This is a genomic window from bacterium (genome assembly GCA_024224155.1).
In the GTDB taxonomy this organism is placed as follows: Bacteria; Acidobacteriota; Thermoanaerobaculia; order Multivoradales; family JAHEKO01; genus CALZIK01.
Genome location: JAAENP010000217.1, coordinates 1 through 14,048, shown reverse-complemented (window position 1 = coordinate 14,048; position 14,048 = coordinate 1). Strand labels below are relative to the sequence as shown.

Sequence of the window (14,048 nt, the reverse complement as noted above, 5' to 3'; positions counted from 1 at the left end):
AATCTCGGCTTGAGTTGAGGAACATGAGATGAAACGCAACAACACAACCGTCCGCAGGAACGTCGTCGCACTGTCATTGGGCCTGTTGGCCCTGAGCCTGACTCCGCTTGGGCAGACCCCGTCCGCACGAGCCGACGATCGCGATCTCTTCCGGGAATCCCAGGGCGCGCCCTATCTGTTCGTATTGTTCGACAACACGGGGTCAATGGCCCGTAGGGTGGACAACGGCAATACCGCCACTCTCCGTGAAGACGATCCCGCTTCGCGCCACTTTCAGGCGAAGCAGGCACTCGACCAGGTTCTTCTGGGCACAGAGGGCGTCAACTTCGGGTTCGCCACGTTTCCGAATCAGACCGGTCACCGAGTCACCAGCAAGACCACCGTGGCTGCCGGCACCCGTGTCAACAATGGCGAGACGCAGGGACTCTGGTGCGTGGGCGTCGGAGGGGTGGAGACTAACGACGATCCAACTCTGGACCAAGACACCAACGACTACACTTTCAACTGGGCCACGACCACGACCCCAAGTGGGTTGAGCAGCGGTGACCTGATTCCTCTCGATTGGAACGACAACAACGTCCAGCGGATCCGGGAGCGTCTGGCTCCAAACCTGGCGCTGGGAGAGTGCCCGGATCCCACTGATCCCGGCTACTCGGCCTGTGCCGGCTACGGAGTTGAGCGGTATTTCAACAACAACCGGCAGAACGGTCTTCACAGACTGGTTGACGAGAGAGCTCGACCCTTTCTCGCCTCCGGAAACACTCCGCTCGAGGGCGCGCTGCGCGACTTCAAAACCTGGTACGACGGCTGGAGGCCGGACGCGGTAGCCAATGACCCGGACTTCGCCGACGGCTGCCGGGGGGCGCACGTGATTCTCATGACCGACGGCTTCGAGACCTGCGGCGGCAATGCGGTTACCGCGGCCACCGAGCTCCGAGCCGCGGGCATCACGACCTACGTCATCGGCTTTTCCGTGAACAACGCGGCACTCGAGAACATTGCAGTGGCCGGCGGTTCGCCGGAGCGAGACGTGGACGGCGACGGCACCCTTGACGGTGTGCACGCCTATACGGCCACGGATCAAGACGCGCTGGTCGCGGCGTTCAACGAGATCATCGAGAACGTTCGACGTCAGTCGCGTACGTTTGCGACCGCCGCGATACCGTCGCTGATCGGCTCGGCCTCGGAGAACATCTACCTGAGCTCTTTCAGCCCGACCGACGACGGCGTCTCGATCTGGCCGGGGCGGATCGACTCCTACAAGAAGCCGGTGCCCCTCGTCGACGTCGGTGGCCAGCAGGTTCCGGACAGCAACAAGGTCTGCGCCGACCCGGATAACGACGAGAACTGCCTGGCATGGAAAGCCAGCGAGAAGCTGCTCGATCAGGCGCCGGATGCGACCGAGGTCGAGAGCGATCTGAAGATCGGTCTCGCCGCCGGCAAACGCCGAGTGTATTGGGGCCGGCGGAGCTCGACGCGTGTGCCCGAGGGCCGCAGGTTCTTCCGGTTCGAGACCGCGGTGAATCAACAGAACGCTTTTTACGGACCCCAAGGGTTCGGTTTTAAACCGGTGCCTGGCGCCACGGACCCGAGCCGGCCCGATTTCGTCTCCGATGGCGAAGAGGTCATCAAGTACTTCCTCAGAGAAAAAACGGCGACGGTTCTGGACCCGATTACCCGGATTCCGGCGCCGGTCGACTACGTGATGGGCGATATCTTCCACTCCGATCCCGCGATCGTTGGCGACCCGAACCGTTTCGATTACTTCGCCAAGGATCTGGAGGGCGAGATCGAGCCCTGCGGAGTGACCAACGACAGCAAGGACCGCTACCCCTGTTTCGTCAGGGATCAGATCGGTCGCCGCCGGGTCCTCCTCGTGGGCACCAACGAAGGCGCTCTGCACGCCTTTGATGCCGGGCATGCCTTCCGAAACAGCGATGGATTCCTCGAGTACACCGCCGGAACCGGCCAAGAGCTTTTCGCCTACGTGCCGCGCGCGGTGATGCCCGCGATCCGGGACATGTCGGAGGGCGGCGGTCAGCAGTTCACCGTCGACGGTCCGCTGACGGTCGACGACGTCTTGCGGGATCGTTTCTTCAATGCGTCGGATCCGTTGGACCCGACCGAGCGCGTGTGGAGCACGGTGGTGATCGGCGGCCTGAGAGAGGGAGGCCGCAGCTACTATGCTCTCGATATCACTCAGCCGGACCGAATCGACTCGTCGACGAACCTGCCGATTCCGGACGCGCGCGGACCGGGGTGCACCTTTGCTCCTGCCGGTAGCACCTGCGATCGGCGCTACCCCGAAAGCCTGTGGGAGTTTGGTGATAAGTGGGACGAGGACAACAATGGTGCCGCGGATCTAGGCTTCACCTGGTCCAAGGTCAACACCGGTCGTATCAGGCTCATCGACCCCAACGACGCCGGGAAGACGGTGGACATGTACGTGGCTGTCTTCGGCGGTGGGCTCGACCCCGATTTCAAGCGCAACCCGGTGGGCAATCAGGTCTCCGGCAACTTCCTCTATATGGTCGATATCGAAACCGGCAAGATGGTCTACAAGCGGCGCATCGACAAAACGAAGTTCTTCAGCGTAGTGACCGCACCGGCCTCGACACCCAGTGAGCCCGCCGCGGTGGACACCGACCAGGACAGCTATCTCGACACGATCTACATCGGCAACACCGCGGGCTATCTCTACAAGGTCGACATCAGTGAACCGGTCGCGCTCGAGACCGGCGTTACAGCTCAGAACTGGGCGCGCAACAATCCCACCACGGGATCTCCACCTCGCTTGGAGACGGTCGATCGCATCACCGATCCCCGCTGGGATCCGTTCCCGATCTTCTCCACCGGTGGCAGGTCGATCTACTATCCGCCTTCGGTGATCTTCGTTCCCGAGCTCGCTCGCTTCGCGCTCGCATTCGGTACCGGAGATCGCGAAGATCTGTGGTTCCCGAAAGACATGCCCGACCCGCTGGACGGCCGGTTCTACGTGCTGCTCGATGACGGCTTGGCACCCGATTCGGGAGATCCAGACGCGCTGCCACTCGATGAGTCCGATCTCGAGGGCTTCGTGGCGACGAATACCGCGGACGGCAACGTCGATGCGGATCTGCTGGCGAATCCGGCCTCCGGTTTCCAGGGCGGCTTCCATCTCAAGCTCGACAACAAGGAACGCCTGATCACCAAGTCTTTCGGTCTGTCGGGTATCGTTTTCTTCTCGACTTACATCCCTGCCGAGCAGGAAGAGATCGCCGGAAGCTGCGGCAGTACGGGCAGCAGTCGCCTCTATTCGATCTTCACCACCAATGGAGTGGGCATCAAGACGAACAGGGAACGCTTCCGTCAGGTCGGGGACTTCGTCACCAATCCGTTCGTCGAAGCCGATGCCGGTGCGGGGGACAAACCCGATGATCCCACCGAGGCTCCCTCCGGTTCGGACGCGTGCTCGGAGAGCGAGCTGCAGGCAATTCGTACGTCCCTGATGAGCAAGATGCCTCAGGAATGCAAGTTCGCTCAGTACAGTCTCAATGTCATGACGCTCCAATCACAAAGCGGAGTCGAGTGCATCGTTCCGATTCCGGTCTGCGTCGTGCAGAGAAACTGGAAGGAGTTCTAGTGAGATCGAGGGCGAGTTTCCCGGTTGTGCAGGTAGGACTGTTGCTCGCGGCAGGTTCGCTTTCGGGCGGACCTGCCGCCGCGGACTGGCTGGTGACCACCGGCGGCACGGCGGTCGAAACCCGAGGAAGCTGGGAGATCAGAGGCCGCCTGGTCGTCTTCCATACCGCCGACGGCACGTTCGCTTCGATGCGCCTGAGCGAGGTCGATCTCGCGGCGAGTGAGGCGCGCACCGAGGCCGTCCAGGCTGCGGCGAAGGCCAGGTCTCAGAGGTCGGCGCGGAAGCCGGCCCCCGCACTGAAGGCCAGATTCGTTCTGACCGATAAGGACGTCGGCCACGTCGATCCGGCCACTCTGCCGAATCCGGTGGCCTCTGAGGACGATCAGGAGGCGGGCTCGACGACCCAGCCGGCGGCTACCGAAGCCTCCGAAGGCGAAGTCGTAGGCCCCGAGGACAACCCTCTCGAAGTCATTTCCTGGGACGCTGTTCTCGGCGCCGGCTCCGACGGAATCCGGATCACCGGCGTAGTGCGCAACCCGTCCGAGTTCTTCGCCGGCGACATCTCGATCCAGGTCACCGTGCTGGATCTGGAGGGTGGCGAGATCGAATCTCGGACCGCATCGATGGAGGCGAACGCCCTCGCACCCAACGAGCAGGGTTCCTTCGAGGTCGCGTTTCCGGAAGTCTTCAACGTCGGCGACGCGGTTTTCGAGGCGACCAGCTTCAACGCCCTCGTCTCGGAGTAGCGGTCGCTGCAGCGGGCCTTTCTGACGCGGCTCAGGTCCTGCGCCCCGCCGGCCCGGCCGGTCTTGGGGCCGGCAAACGTGACTCCGCCGCTGCACTATACTGGTCGGTCGAGAGCGGCCCATGACCAGCACCCCCCTCAAAGAGCCGACCCTCAAGGGCAGCGCTCGAAAGAGCGACATCCTCAGAAAGGCCGCGCACGTCTTTCTCGAGCTCGGCTACGACGCGACGTCGATGAATGTCGTGGCCGAGAGCGCGGAAGTCACCAAGATGGGGCTCTACTACCACTTCGAGAGCAAGCAAGAGCTGCTGTTCTCGATCATGAGCTATGCGATGGACGTGCTCGAACGGGAAACGAAGAAGGCTTCCGCCGCGGCCCGCAACAGCGAAGAGCGTCTTCACAACCTGGTCCATACGCTCGCTACCCTCACCACGGAGCAGGAGGACGGAGCGTTCACGATTCTGGTGATCGACGAGACCAACGCGCTGGTCGGGGACGACCGCAAGACCATCACCCGGCGCAAGCGAGCCTACGTCGAGACGATTCGCGACATTCTCGAAGCATTGATCGACGAGGGAAAGCTCAGACCACTCGATACAACCGTGGCGGCGTTCACCTTGGTGGGCATGGTGCTTTGGCTGAGTAAGTGGTTCGAGAAGGGCGGTCGGGTCTCGGGCGAGGAAGTCGCCCGGCAGGTGACCGAGATGGCTCTGGCCGCGGTCCTGGTGCCGAATTGAACGCCAATGCCTGAGACCAATCAGCGTGTCTTGCTGAGAAGCCGTCCACGAGGCTGGGTCACCCCCGACAACTTCGACTTCGACGAGATAGCCCTTGCCGAGCCCGCCGAGGGCGAGGTTCTGGTTCGCAACGTGTACCTCTCGGTCGATCCCTATATGCGCGGCCGGATGAACGCGGGCAGGTCGTACATCCCACCGTTTGAAGTCGGCGAGCCCTTGCAGGGCGGAGTCGTGGGGCAGGTTGCCGCCAGCTGTATCCCAGAGCTTGCGGAGGGAGACTGGGTTTCGGGGGTTCTCGGTTGGGAGACCTTCTCGGTTACGAACGGCGAAGGGCTGCACAAGGTCCAACCCGATCTCGCGCCGCTGTCCTACCATCTGGGGATTCTGGGAATGCCGGGAATGACCGCCTACGTCGGGCTGATCGGCGTCGGTGAGTTGCAGGAGGGAGAGCGCGTCTTCGTCACGGCGGCGTCCGGGGCCGTGGGCTCGGTGGTCGGGCAGATCGCCAAGAACCTGGGCTGCTACGTCGCGGGCTCGGCCGGCAGTGACGAGAAGGTCGCGTTCCTGACCGACGAGTTGGGATTTGACGCCGCCCTCAACTACAAGACGATCGAGCATCCGATCGCGGCGGTGCGCAAAGCCTGCCCGCAAGGCATTGACGTTCACTTCGAGAACGTCGGCGGACCGATGTTCGAGGCCGCCATCTTCAATATGCGCGAACGGGGGCGGATCGCGCTCTGCGGCATGATCGCCGATTACAACGCGGAGATCACCCAGATGCCACCCGGTCCGCGCGGGCTCGTCATCCTGATCGGCCGGAGTATTCGCATGCAGGGGTTCATCGTCTTCAACTACCCCGAGCTGTGTGCCGAGTGGGTCGCGAAGGGTGCAGAGTGGCTCGGCCAAGGCAAGCTCGAGTATCGTGAGTCCGTCGCCGAGGGCCTCGAAAACGCGCCGGCGGCGTTTATCGGAATGCTCAAGGGCGAGAACTTCGGCAAACAGATCGTGCGCCTGGCCGACGAGTAGACCCTTGCCGTGTTGTAGGGCAGTCGAGCCACACCATCGATAGGGGGCCGCCGGTGCCGCCACTTCGCGAGCGAAGAGAGGCTCGCTCCGTGGCGCACACGGCCGGCCTCTCAGTCGCGCTGCCAAGGCTATAGATACAAGCGGTCGACCACCGCTTGCCCTCGAGCGATGCGAACCGCCGGCATTGGCGACTCTAGCGCCGGTACCGCTTCAGGATCCGCTTGGCCAGCGCCTGCTTGTGGACCTCGTCGGGCCCGTCGTAGATGCGTGCGGCGCGCTCGTGCCGGTACCAGAAGGCGAGCGGAGTGTCGTCTGTCATGCCCAGTCCGCCGTGCGCCTGAAGCGCGCGGTCGACCACTCGCAGCATGGTGCCCGCGACCAGGAACTTGATCATCGAGATCTCCTCACGGGCTTCTTTCCAACCGCGCCGCTCGATCTTCCAGGCGGTTTGCAGAGTGAGCGCGCGGGCGGCCTCGATCTCGGCCGCGCTTTCTGCGATCCAGCCCTGGACGATCTCCTTGTCGGCGAGCACCCGCCCGGGCGCCATCGGCCGTGAGGCGGCGCGGGCACACAGGAGGTCGAAAGAACGCCGGCAGATCCCCAGCCAGCGCATGCAGTGGTGGATGCGCCCGGGCCCAAGACGCTCCTGGGCGATGACGAATCCCTGGCCTTCCTGGCCCAGCAGATTCGAGCGCGGCACCCGGCAGTTCTGATAGGCGATCTCCGAGTGGCTCAGCCAGTCGTCGCCGGTCTCGCCCATGACCGCGATGTTGCGCACGATCTCGAAGCCCGGCGTGGTGGTGGGCACGATGATCATCGAAGCCCGAGCGTGGGGAGCGTCGTCCGGGTTGGTCACGGCCATCACGATCGCGAACGCCCCGCCGTCGGCGGCGGTCGTGTACCACTTGCGGCCGTTGATCACGTAGTCGTCACCGTCCTGGACGGCTGTGGTCTCCATGAGGACCGGGTTCGAGCCCGGCATCTCGATCTCGGTCATCGAGAAGCAGCTGCGGATGTCGCCATCAACCAGCGGTCTTAGCCATTCGGTCTTCTGAGCCTCGCTTCCGTGCTGGTGCAGCACCTCGATGTTGCCGGCGTCCGGCGCCTGGCAGCCGAAGACGTAGTGCCCGATAGGGCAGCCTCCCAGAGCTTCCGAGACCAGCCCGTGGTCGACAAGGTCGAGGCCCATTCCGCCGAGCTCTTCCGGGACGTTGGGTGCCCAGAGGCCCATCTGCTTGACCATGCCGCGCTTCTCTTCGAGCCTTGGCAGCAGGTCTCGAAACGGTTCGGCCAGGAAGAGAAACTCGAGCGGCCGAAGCTCCTTCTCTACGAATTCCTGAATCATGCCCAGAACCGTTTCCATGCGCTCGGAGATCGTGAAGTCCATCTGGTTCGCCTTTTCGTGCTTGCAGTTGGCTGCGCCGTCTGCCGCCCGGCTGCTGATGCTGCTGATGCTGCTGATATCGTCGACGCTCGCCCTTGCCGGACCAGAAGTCTACGTGGATCCCGTCCGAATGACCTCCTCGCCTGTCGATCGACCCGCAGCGGTGCGCAGTGGCGAAGAGCTCGACACCGAGCGGCTGAGCGCTTATTTGAGCCGCGAGCTGCCCGAGCTGCCCTGGTCGGAAGGCGATCTGCGGGTAAGCCAGTTTCCCAGCGGCTTCTCGAACCTGACCTATCTGGTCTCGATCGCCGATGTCGAGCTGGTCCTACGCCGGCCGCCGTTCGGGGCCAAGATCAAATCCGCCCACGACATGGGGCGCGAGTTTCGGATTCTCACGGCACTGGCCGGAAGCTACTCCAAGGCCCCCAGAACGCTCGTCTACTGCGAAGATGCCGAAGTGCTGGGCGCGCCGTTCTATCTGATGGAGCGGGTCGCGGGCGTGATTCTGCGACCGCGGATGCCCGCGGAGCTCGAGCCCGAGCCGGCTACGATGGCGGCGGTTGCGGGTTCGCTGGTAGACACTCTGGCCGAGCTGCACGCGGTCGACTACGAGCGCGTCGGCCTTGCCGATCTCGGCCGGCCGGAAGGCTATATCCGGCGGCAGGTCGAAGGTTGGGCTCGGCGCTACGACGCCGCCCGGACCGACGACGTCGCGGCGATCGAAAGGGCCGCCGCCTGGCTCGTGGCCCACCTGCCCGAGCAAGAAGAAGCCGCGCTGATTCACAACGACTTCAAGTACGACAATCTGGTGCTCGATCCGGAGGACCTGAGCCGAGTAGTGGCGGTACTCGATTGGGAGATGGCGACCCTCGGCGATCCCCTGATGGACCTGGGAACCTCGCTTGGCTACTGGGTCGACCCGGAGGATCCGCCGGAGATGCTCGAGCTCAAGCTGAGCCCGACGACGATTCCCGGCAACCCATCTCGACTCGAGATCTCCGAGCGCTACGCGGGAGTGACCGGGCGCTCGCTCGAGCACTTGGTCTTCTACTACGTCTACGGCCTGTTCAAGATCGCGGTCATCATCCAACAGATCTACGCGCGCTACCAGCGCGGCGACACACGAGACCGGCGCTTCGCCTCGCTGATCGAAGGCGTTCGTTTGTGCGGAGTTGTTGCGAGCCAGGCAATCTCGAAGGGCCGGATCGACAGGCTCTTCGCCTGAGTCATCATCGAGAATCGAAGGAGATCGAATGCCTAGAGTGGTTCCCAGGGACGAGTTGCTGAGTATGGCGGGGTGGGAGTCGGCTCCCTCCGAGTGGTTCGAGATCGCCCAGGAGCGCATCAACGACTTTGCCAATGCGACCGAAGACCATCAGTTCATTCACATCGACCCGGAGCGCGCAGCTGGGACCCCCTTCGGCGGCACCGTCGCGCACGGATTCCTGACGCTCTCCCTTCTTCCGAGGCTTCTGGAGGAGATCACCGTCGTGCCCGAAGACACCGTCATGGCGGTCAACTACGGCTTGAACAGAGTCCGCTTCCTGCAGCCGGTTCAGGCGGGAAGCCGGGTCCGGGCGCATTTCAAGATCATCGAGGTGCGGGAGAAGAACAGTGGTCGGCTTCTGGTGACGGCGGAAGTCGCCGTCGAGATCGAAGGTCAGCAGAAACCGGCACTGCTGGCCGAGACCCTCTCTCTGTTCGTCACCGCATGATTCACATAATCGAATTCCCGTTGGAACTAGGTGACCAATCAGGATGAGACTGAAAGACAAGATCACATTGATCACCGGGGGCGCTCACGGCATCGGTCGGGCGCTGGCCGAGCGTTTTCACGCTGAGGGTGCGACGGCAGTGGCGGTTGCCGACCTCGACGAGCCCGGCGCCCGGGACGTGGCCGCGTCGATCGGTGGCCTCGCCCTCGAGGTCGACGTGTCGAAGGAGGAGGACATTCGGCGGGCGGTCGAGCGCACCGAAACCGAGCTCGGTCCGATCGATCTCCTCTGCTCGAATGCCGGCGTTGCGTTTTCGGAGGTCAGGACCTACTTCGAGCGTAAAGCCGCGGACTACGACCGCTGGCTGGCGGGGATGAGGCGACTGCGCGCCAAGTTCTTCGCCAACGAGGTGATGAGCTTCGAGGATCCATGAGCCGCCTTCTGCTCGTTCGCCACGGCCAGGCCTCCGCCGGTTCCGACGACTACGACCGGCTTTCCGACTTGGGCAAGTACCAGTCCCGAATTCTCGGAGAGCACTGGGCCGGGCGCGGTCTCGAGATCGATCGGGTGTTGGCCGGGACCGGCCGACGCCACCGCGAGACCGCCGAGGCAACCGGCCGGGCCTTTACCGATGCCGGCGGCACCTGGCCCGAGCTCGAGCCGGCCGAAGCGTTCGACGAGCACTCGGGCTACGAGGTGGTTCTGGCGGCTCTCGACGAGCTGCGCGCGACCGACCCGAGGATCGGCGCCTGGGTCGAGGTGCTCGAGGGCGGCTCCGAGCCCGATTTCGTGGTCTTCTGGAAGGCCTATCGCTACATCACCCACCTCTGGGCCCGCGGCGAGCTGTCGCTCAGGAGCAACAGCCTCGAGCCCTGGCAGGCTTTCCGGGCCCGGGTGGAGGCGGGCCTCGACGAGTTGGCTGCCGCCGCGCGCCCGGGCCAGAACGTCGCGGTCTTCACCTCGGGCGGCCCCGCGGGCGTTGCCGCGGCCGCGGCGCTCGGGCTCGATGATGGCCGGGCGATCGAGCTCACCTGGAAGGTCCAGAACACGGCGGTTACCGAGCTTCTGCCCGGCCCCAGAGGGCTGCGGCTGAAGACCTTCAACAGCGCCTCCCACCTGCCGAGTTCCGAGCTCGTCACCATGGTTTAGAGCATCCGGCGGGGTTTCACCCGGGCGCCGAATTTGCGACAATCCGGGGGTGCGCTGGGCGCGCAGTCGCACGGCTTCTGAAACTCCACCGCGCCTCAGGAAACCCGGCCATGAGAGATCCACGTCGTCCCGGACTCCGTACGCTCTTCGTCCTCGCAACACTCTGCGTGGCGGTGCTCGCTCAGAGCTGCGCGCCGGACTTCACCGGCGACAACTTCCAACGCCTAAAGACCTTCTTCAAGTTGACCGAGACCTTGACCAAGGGGCAGGCCACTCTGATTCACACCTGGTTTTTCCCGGCCTCGGTCAAGCTCAAGAAGCGCTGGGTCGAAGTATCCGGGGTGGCGACCGCGCCGGCTGGTGGCACGCTGCCGGCGACGGCCACGGTCGTCGCGAAGTTCGAGGACATGAACACCGGCAGGCAGCAACAGAAAGTCACGCTCAAGCTCAAGATCAAGGCCGACGGGACATTCTCGGCCAGGAAGAAGATCAAGAAAGACATCTCGGCCGACTCCTTGATGATGGTGACCTTGATGCCCGCGGGTAACGACCTCGAAGAAGGCACCGAACTGACGTTGTGTGTCGATTTGGCCGAGAACAAGGGCGCCTTGAAGAGCATTCCGGAGTGTGCCGCGGGAGGTGGCGGCGGTGCGGCGACGCTGACCGCGCTACAGAACGATATCTTCACGCCGACCTGCGACTCCTTCGGCTGTCACAATGCCGACAGCGCCAGTGCCGGCCTGGTTCTGGCCGAGGGCATGAGCTTCGGGGAACTGGTCAACGAGCCCTCCAGCCAGATGCCCCAGTTCGATCGGGTCGAGCCGGGAGATCCCGAGGCGAGCTACATCGTCAAGAAGCTCCGCGGCGACGCCGACATCAGCGGTGAGCGCATGCCCGAGGGCGGGCCGTTTCTCACCGATGCCGAGCTCGCCCGGCTGATCTCCTGGATCAACGCCGGCGCGCCGAACAACTAGCATCGGGGACACGATTCCTTCGTGTCCCCTCCCGACTCCGGCGACCTACTCGCTGACGCGCTTGACCTTGACCTTCATCACCGGGTTGCGCCAATCGAAGGGCCGCAGCGAACCGCGATTGATGCCCTGACTGATGGTCACTGTGCCCTCGGCGCCGTTGGTCACCCGGACGCCGCCGTTGCCGCACGGCGGACCCGGAATGTGACTGCAGCTCAGGGTGTTGGCCTCGCTGCCGGCATCGTAGGCATCGCCGTAGAACGTCTTGCTCCGATTCACCTTGCTGCGGGCCGAGTAGACGGTGTCGTTGGTCGTCACCAGCATTCCGAGAACCGTGAACACGCGCGAGCCGCCGCCGGCCCCAGACGGTTTCGATGAAGCGGGGACGGGCCGGATCGGGCTCGATCTTCGCTCGCAGCCGGTTGATATGCGAGTTGACCGTGTGCTCGTAGCCTTCGTGAGCGTAACCCCAGACCTCGTCCAGGAGCTGGCTCCGGGTGAAGACCCTGCCGGGGTGCGAAGCGAAATGGTAGAGAAGATCGAACTCCTTGGCGGTGAGCTGCACCTGGTGGCCGGCCACGGTGACACGGCGCCGGGCCCGGTCGATCGACAGGTCCGCGTGCGTGATGGATTCGGGCTCCGCCGAATCCGGCTTCGCCAGCTGCTCGACCCGGCGAAACAGGGCCTTGGCCCGCGCCACCAACTCGAGGATGCTGAACGGTTTGGTCAGGTAGTCGTCGGCGCCGACCTCGAGACCCAGGATCCGATCGAGCTCGGTCGACTTCGCGGTGAGCATGAGAATCGGCACGTGCCCGCGCGAGCCGGCGCGAACGCGTTTGCAGATCTCGAGGCCGTCGAGCCCCGGAAGCATGAGGTCGAGGACGATGAGATCGTAGTCGTTGCTCTCGGCAAACTCGAGGCCCCGAGTCCCGTCCGCAGCGATATCGGTGGCGCAGTCGAGATCGCGCAAGTGCAGCTCGACCAACCCGGCGATATCGGGGTCGTCCTCGATGACGAGCACGCTGCGACGCTTCTTCATCGAGAGGATCCTAGCGGGAAGTCTTCACGGAACCTTCACGGATTCCGAGGTAGCTACGCTCGGGACCTTCGTGTGGTTCGGTGCTTTCTGCCGTCATTCTGAGCGCAAGCGAAGAATCCCCTGCTTCGGTGGGGAATACCGCCTTCCTCGCTACCGTTTCCCCCTGTAGCCCGTATGGCGGTCGAGCTCGGTCGCGCTCGTTTCCACTGTAGCGGTCGAGCTCCGTCTCGACCGTCTTCGCCGCGACAGCTAGAATTCCTCCGGAGACAGACCATGCCCCTCTACGAATACAGTTGCACCGAGTGCGGCCACCGCTTCGAGATCCTCCAGAGAATCGGCGAGGGTGCCGACGGCCTGGCCTGCCCAAAGTGTGAAGCAGCAGAAGTCGAAAAGCAGTTTTCGACCTTCGCCAGCAGCTCGGACGGCAAGGCCGCCGCTGCTTCGGCACGAGGATGCGGTGCCGGCTCCGGCTTCACCTGAGCGGCCTAGCCGAAGGGTGGGGCGGCCGGGCGCCGCTCACAGTACAATTCGCAACGGAAGCGCTCGGGGGCTGGTGCCTCCTGCGGTCTTCAAAACCGTTATTTGGCGCAGGATGCTGCGTCGAGGGTGGGTTCGATTCCCATGCGCTTCCGCCAATTGTTCAAATAGGCCCTGGCCTTCGCGACTCCACCTAGTGCATGACCGGCAACCGAATGGTTATCGGCCTCCGCGGGGGCGGTTCGCTTGCTGCTCCCGCTGTCCGATTCCGTACTTCTCCATCTTGCTTCTCAGGGTAGACCGCGGAATCTCCAGGATCTTGGAGGCGGTGCTGGTGTTGAAGCGCGTCTCTTCGAGGGCCCAGAGGATGATCTCCCGGTCCTTCTGTTCGATGAAATCGGTATAGGCCGGGTACGGCGTGGCGGCCTGGGCTCCGGTGTCGGCCGGCACCGTGGCGGAGGTACCCTTTGTTCCCGAGAGCCCGAGTTGCTCAGTCTCAGGCAGAGCGATGATCCTGAGCACGATGTTCTCGAGCTGTCGGACATTTCCGGGCCAGTCGTAATCCATGAGCTCTCCCAACAGCTCGGAGAGTCTGGCTTTGGCCTTGGCCTCCGCCTGGTGCTTCTCCAGGAAATGCTCGACCAGAAGCGGAATATCGTCCTTCCGTTCGCGCAAAGCGGGAACGTGGATGGGAACGATGTTGAGGCGGAAGTACAGGTCCTCACGGAATCTCTCTTGCTGCACCATTGCCCAGAGGTTCACCTTGGAGGCGGCTACGACACGGACATCCACCGGAATCGGCTCAGTTCCTCCGACCCGCTCGAGCTCTCTCTCTTGCAGAACGCGCAGCAGCTTGACTTGTAGCTGATAGGGGAAATCATCGACATCGTCGATGAAGATCGTTCCTCCGCTGGCGCGTTCGAAGTAGCCGATGTGTCTGGAATCGGCGCCTGAGAACGAGCCTTTCTCATGGCCGAAGGCGGCGCTCTCGAAGAGGTTCTCCGGAATGACGCCGCTGTTGACGGGGATGAATGGGCCTTCTGCGCGCTGACTCGAGGCGTGGAGAGCCCTGGCCACGAGTTCCTTCCCCGTGCCGCTTTCTCCCTCGATGAGGACGGTTGCCTCTCTCTTGGCGACCAGCTCGATCATCTCCATCAGCTTCTGGATCGGCGGGCTGCTGCCG

At 63.7% G+C, this 14,048-nt stretch carries 13 protein-coding genes and 1 tRNA gene; 11 read left to right on the top strand and 3 right to left on the bottom strand.

Annotated elements, in window-relative coordinates:
• The first annotated feature begins 28 nt into the window (after positions 1–28).
• The 4 genes from GY769_11925 (at position 29) to GY769_11910 (ending at position 6,130) form a co-directional block, all read left to right on the top strand.
• Positions 29–3,622, top strand: coding sequence for a hypothetical protein (locus tag GY769_11925; GenBank protein MCP4202629.1), 3,594 nt, complete (start codon positions 29–31; stop codon positions 3,620–3,622).
• Positions 3,622–4,368 carry a hypothetical protein gene (locus GY769_11920; GenBank protein MCP4202628.1) on the top strand — a complete coding sequence of 249 codons (747 nt, stop codon included), beginning with the start codon at positions 3,622–3,624 and terminating at the stop codon, positions 4,366–4,368. Before GY769_11925 ends, GY769_11920 begins: the two co-directional genes overlap by 1 nt.
• A 121-nt stretch (positions 4,369–4,489) precedes the next feature.
• The gene (locus GY769_11915) at positions 4,490–5,104 is read left to right on the top strand and encodes a TetR/AcrR family transcriptional regulator (protein ID MCP4202627.1); all 615 of its coding nucleotides are present in this window, start codon (positions 4,490–4,492) and stop codon (positions 5,102–5,104) included.
• A gap of 6 nt (positions 5,105–5,110) precedes the next feature.
• A complete protein-coding gene (locus tag GY769_11910; protein MCP4202626.1) occupies positions 5,111–6,130 on the top strand; it encodes an NADP-dependent oxidoreductase in 1,020 nt (339 codons plus the stop codon).
• Between the two features lie 193 nt (positions 6,131–6,323).
• Here GY769_11910 and GY769_11905 read toward each other — a convergent pair whose 3' ends face one another.
• On the bottom strand, positions 6,324–7,517 hold the full coding sequence (locus tag GY769_11905; protein MCP4202625.1) for an acyl-CoA dehydrogenase: 1,194 nt from the start codon (positions 7,515–7,517) through the stop codon (positions 6,324–6,326).
• Positions 7,518–7,644: 127 nt separating this feature from the next.
• On the opposite strand from GY769_11905, the gene GY769_11900 reads away from it, so the two are divergent.
• From GY769_11900 to GY769_11880, 5 genes are all read left to right on the top strand, one after another.
• Positions 7,645–8,739, top strand: a complete 1,095-nt coding sequence (locus GY769_11900) for a phosphotransferase family protein (GenBank protein MCP4202624.1) — start codon at positions 7,645–7,647, stop codon at positions 8,737–8,739.
• A 28-nt stretch (positions 8,740–8,767) separates the two neighbouring features.
• Positions 8,768–9,229, top strand: coding sequence for a MaoC family dehydratase (locus tag GY769_11895; GenBank protein ID MCP4202623.1), 462 nt, complete (start codon positions 8,768–8,770; stop codon positions 9,227–9,229).
• Between the two features lie 43 nt (positions 9,230–9,272).
• The gene (locus GY769_11890; GenBank protein MCP4202622.1) at positions 9,273–9,662 is read left to right on the top strand and encodes an SDR family NAD(P)-dependent oxidoreductase; all 390 of its coding nucleotides are present in this window, start codon (positions 9,273–9,275) and stop codon (positions 9,660–9,662) included.
• Positions 9,659–10,378, top strand: a complete 720-nt coding sequence (locus GY769_11885; protein MCP4202621.1) for a hypothetical protein — start codon at positions 9,659–9,661, stop codon at positions 10,376–10,378. Before GY769_11890 ends, GY769_11885 begins: the two co-directional genes overlap by 4 nt.
• A 110-nt stretch (positions 10,379–10,488) precedes the next feature.
• Positions 10,489–11,352 carry a hypothetical protein gene (locus GY769_11880; protein ID MCP4202620.1) on the top strand — a complete coding sequence of 288 codons (864 nt, stop codon included), beginning with the start codon at positions 10,489–10,491 and terminating at the stop codon, positions 11,350–11,352.
• Here the strand turns inward: GY769_11880 and GY769_11875 are convergent.
• Positions 11,327–12,388 carry a response regulator transcription factor gene (locus GY769_11875; protein ID MCP4202619.1) on the bottom strand — a complete coding sequence of 354 codons (1,062 nt, stop codon included), beginning with the start codon at positions 12,386–12,388 and terminating at the stop codon, positions 11,327–11,329. The genes GY769_11880 and GY769_11875 overlap by 26 nt on opposite strands.
• 273 nt (positions 12,389–12,661) lie before the next feature.
• On the opposite strand from GY769_11875, the gene GY769_11870 reads away from it, so the two are divergent.
• Positions 12,662–12,868 (top strand): zinc ribbon domain-containing protein, encoded by a 207-nt coding sequence (locus tag GY769_11870; GenBank protein MCP4202618.1) that lies wholly within the window; start codon positions 12,662–12,664, stop codon positions 12,866–12,868.
• 55 nt (positions 12,869–12,923) lie between these two features.
• Positions 12,924–13,023 (top strand) — tRNA-Sec (locus tag GY769_11865).
• A gap of 61 nt (positions 13,024–13,084) precedes the next feature.
• Here the strand turns inward: GY769_11865 and GY769_11860 are convergent.
• The coding region (locus tag GY769_11860) for a sigma-54-dependent Fis family transcriptional regulator (GenBank protein MCP4202617.1) at positions 13,085–14,048 on the bottom strand (964 nt) is incomplete at its 5' end.